This is a genomic window from Occallatibacter sp., assembly GCF_036502485.1.
GTDB lineage: Bacteria > Acidobacteriota > Terriglobia > Terriglobales > Acidobacteriaceae > Telmatobacter.
The window spans coordinates 1-3,763 of sequence record NZ_DASXYM010000140.1 but is presented as its reverse complement, the minus strand read 5'-3'; the positions used below and the strand labels follow the sequence as shown (position 1 = coordinate 3,763).

Genomic DNA, 3,763 nt, shown 5'->3' with positions numbered 1-3,763 from the left:
CGCTCGTAGAAAGCTTCCGTCGGCTTCTTTGCGTTCCCCTCGCTCAACATACCTTCCATCTCCCGCTGAGGACTCACTGCAGAGTAGGACGCACACCCATCGCGTGCGGGATGTATGGAGTTCCAGTTCTCCGCTTAGGGGCACAACATCGGCCTGAAGAGCGCGGCGATGCCGACTCGCGCACTTACCGGCAGGCAACCCTTTCAATCAGTAATGTCATCCAATGACAGAAGCAGGAAAATAGATTGTTCTCCGGTGGGCCGCGTTACCTGACGGCCGGTTGGTCGTGTTTCGCGCCTAACCAGCAGTCTCCGGGCTAATTCCCTACCGGGCTCAGAACCGGAATCCTGCGGATGCAGTTGGCGGCCTTGCTCGCACGAGATGGCCACCGCGCTAAGAAAGTGAGCCGTCGAGTGACACGCCGCGCATCCCAGGTCGATCTGGACTTGTACGCCGGGTCAGGACTTCCTCACCCTGTTGACGGTTGGACCGACTTCAACACGGGTCAGATCACCGCAGTCGATCCGGAGTGTTCATGACCGTCGGCCCCCTCATCCCCCTCATCCCTTGCATCCCTCGCATCCTGGTTGTCGACGACGAACACATCATCGCCGACTCCCTCGCCATGATCCTGCAGCAGCAGGGCTATAGCGCCCAGGCCGTCTACAGCGGCGAGGAAGCGGTGGTCGCGGCCGCAACCCATGCGCCGGATGTGGTGATCTCAGACATTTTGATGGGCGAAATGAACGGAATTGAGGCGGTGGCGAAGATCCGGGAGTTCCTGCCGGATTGCCAGGTTCTGCTCTTCTCCGGACAGCCAGGCATAGTCGACATGCTGGCCCAGGCGCGACAGAAGGATGACTCGTTTGAGATCTTCCCGAAGCCGATCCACCCCGACGTGCTCGTCGAACTGATCCGCTCGCGGGACCGTAAGCCGCACTGACACTGGCGCCTCCGGCTCGCATCCGGATCGCGTCCGGAACGTCCGCGCATCATCAAGGGCAACCCGCTCACTGGAATGTTTTTGACCGAAGTCGCACAACTCCGGAGCATCTGCGCGCATTTGTCTTGTTGGAATGCCGGAATTCGAAATGACCGGCGCGCTGCTGAAACCCGGATGCACACAAGCTGCAGCGTTTATCCGATGAGGAGCGAAAGAGAATGATCAGAATGATGCGTTTTTCCAGAACCGCTGCCATGACAGCCGTGCTCGCCGGGGCGCTCACTTCCCTCCCCCTGGCGGCCTGGAGCGCGTCCCCGCAGGATGACGCGAACATGGGCAGCGACGTGCAGAAGAAACTGGACAAGAAGCAGTTCAGCAATGTGAAAGCCGCGGTCGACAGCAACGGCATCGTCACCCTGACAGGCACGGTGGACCTGTACGAGTACAAGGCCGACGCCGAGCGCCGCGCCGCCAAGGTCAAGGGTGTGAAAGGAGTCCGCGACGAAATCGAGGTCGGAGGACCGACCGTGTCCGACCAGGAACTGCAGCAGAAGCTGGTGGAGAAGCTGCAGTACGATCGCGTGGGCTACGGCAACGTGTTCAACGCCATCTCCGTAAGCGTGCAGAACGGCATGGTCACCCTCGCCGGCCACGCCCGTACTTACCCCGACCGCGACTCCGCCATGGGCCTGGTTAGTACCTTCCCCGGCGTGAAGGGCGTCAACGACGAGATCGAGGTCGATCCCACTTCGCTCATGGACGACCAGACCCGCGTCGCCGTCGCGCGCGCCGTCTACGGCGACCCGGCCCTCAACAAGTACGCCATCAACCCCGCCAAGCCCATCCGCATTTCCGTGCAGAACGGGCACGTGTCCCTCTACGGGGTCGTGGATAACAAGGGCGACAAGGATATTGCCGGCATCCGCGCCAACGGAGTCCCCGGCGTCTTCAGCGTGGAGAATAACCTCATGGTCGCCGGTCAGGAGCCTTCCGAGCACTCGTCGACGAAGTAGCCATCCACTCGATCGGATCATCGGCAGCAAATGGGCCTCGAAGCCGGGCGGCTTCGGGGCCGCTTTGTTTTCCCGGCACTTATAAGTCGATTCATCGATTTGTAATGATCCGTACAGGGTCCTCTCAATACACTTTGCCCATGCAAAAAGATGATCCGATACAGGTGGACGTGCGGGACGGAAGCGCTGCCGGAACCCGCATCTACCAGATCACCGGCCCCGTCACACTTCCCAACCTTTTTACCTTTCAGGACGCGGTGCGGCGCGGCGATGCTCCGCGCGTGGCAATCCTCGACCTGTGCCAGGTGCCCTATATGGATTCGGCCGGCATGGGCTCCATCATCAACTTCTTTACGCACTGCCAGAAGAGAGGCGTGCGCATGCTGATTGCCGGCATAAGCCCCCGCGTGTCAGAGCTGTTCAAGATGACCGGCGTCGATAGCCTGATCCCCATGACCACCTCCATCGAAGAAGCCGAAGCCCGAATCTGAACCGGATCTACCCGGATCGGGACCTTGATCCGGATGTAAACCTGATCTGCCCCGAGTCCACTCTGGCCTTCTCAATGCCCTGCCCGGCGGAACTCATGTGACCGCCGGCACATTTCCAAACCTTCCTCATGGTGCATAATCGAGTCCTCGATCTATGCTGCTCCTACGCCAACCCGCCACGCAGTTCCCTTCCCAATCCCCTCGCCCGCCGCAGGGTGTTTACCATAAAACTAATAGGGTTTCAGCCCCATTCGCTGCAGACCGTTTACTCGTTTTATGCTCATATACAACTGATTATAATAAGCTTATAAGCAAATCGCCGCTCCCGTCGATCTTCGCCCCAAACCCGAAGAGATCACGAAGAATGAGCGAAGAAATCGCTCATTTTTAAAATGGAATTTACTAACAAGTTTACTCATGTATAAACAGCTCTGAAGCGGCGCACGCCGCCCCGGACCATCGCGTCCCATCCATTTACACTAAGCATGGAATTCCATGCCAAACTACTGGGCCAAAACGCGCACCACCCTCGAAATGATCAAGTGGGAGCATTCGGTCTTTGCGCTCCCGTTTGCCCTCACCGCTACGATTCTGGCCGCGCACGGACTGCCGGCCATTTGGACCCTCACCTGGATCGTGGTCGCCATGGTGGCCGCCCGCTCCTGCGCCATGGCCTTCAACCGCTGGGCAGATGCGGAAATCGACGCCGCCAATCCGCGCACCAAAATGCGTGCGATTCCCGCCGGACTGCTCTCGCGCGGCTTCGTCCTCGGCTTCACCATTCTCACCGCGGCCATCTTCATCGCCGCCTGCGCGGCCCTCAATCGCCTCACCCTTCTGCTTTCACCCATCGTCCTCGTCGTACTGCTCAGCTACAGCTACATGAAACGCATCACGCGCTGGTCACACCTGGTCCTCGGGCTGGCCCTGGGACTCGCCCCCTCAGCCGCGTGGGTCGCCGTGCGCGGCTCGCTCGATCCGCGCATCCTCGTGCTGACGGCCGCGGTGGTGCTGTGGGTCAGTGGATTCGACGTGCTCTACGCCTGCCAGGACTACGAGCATGACTGCCAGGCCGGCCTCGAGAGCCTGCCGCGCTATCTCGGCATCTCCGGAGCCTTCTGGGCTGCCCGCCTGATGCACGCCGCCATGCTGGCGATGATGGTGTGGTTCGGCATGCTGTTTCAATTTCACCTCGCGGGCTGGCTTGGAATCGCAGCCGTCGGCCTGCTGCTTGCCTATGAGCACTCCATCGTTTCGCCCCGCGACATGCGCCGGCTCAACGCCGCTTTCTTCACCATGAACGGCATCATCGCAAC

Annotated in this window: 4 protein-coding genes; all 4 read left to right on the top strand. The window is 60.2% G+C overall.

The window, feature by feature from the left end:
• Positions 1-535: 535 nt before the first annotated feature.
• The gene (locus VGL22_RS17980) at positions 536-943 is read left to right on the top strand and encodes a response regulator (protein ID WP_465268330.1); all 408 of its coding nucleotides are present in this window, start codon (positions 536-538) and stop codon (positions 941-943) included.
• A 227-nt stretch (positions 944-1,170) separates the two neighbouring features.
• Positions 1,171-1,956 carry a BON domain-containing protein gene (locus VGL22_RS17975; protein WP_465268329.1) on the top strand — a complete coding sequence of 262 codons (786 nt, stop codon included), beginning with the start codon at positions 1,171-1,173 and terminating at the stop codon, positions 1,954-1,956.
• Positions 1,957-2,096: 140 nt separating this feature from the next.
• Positions 2,097-2,447: an STAS domain-containing protein gene (locus VGL22_RS17970; protein ID WP_465268328.1), complete on the top strand. Its 351-nt coding sequence runs from the start codon at positions 2,097-2,099 to the stop codon at positions 2,445-2,447.
• Positions 2,448-2,942: 495 nt separating this feature from the next.
• Positions 2,943-3,763: UbiA-like polyprenyltransferase (locus VGL22_RS17965; protein ID WP_465268327.1), on the top strand; the 821-nt coding region annotated here is incomplete at its 3' end.

What these genes read in the sequence shown, in the direction of transcription:
- VGL22_RS17980 (WP_465268330.1), top strand. Translation starts at nt 536, where the DNA reads ATGACCGTCGGCCCCCTCATCCCCCTCATCCCTTGCATCCCTCGCATC.
- VGL22_RS17970 (WP_465268328.1), top strand. Translation starts at nt 2,097, where the DNA reads ATGCAAAAAGATGATCCGATACAGGTGGACGTGCGGGACGGAAGCGCT.
- VGL22_RS17975 (WP_465268329.1), top strand. Translation starts at nt 1,171, where the DNA reads ATGATGCGTTTTTCCAGAACCGCTGCCATGACAGCCGTGCTCGCCGGG.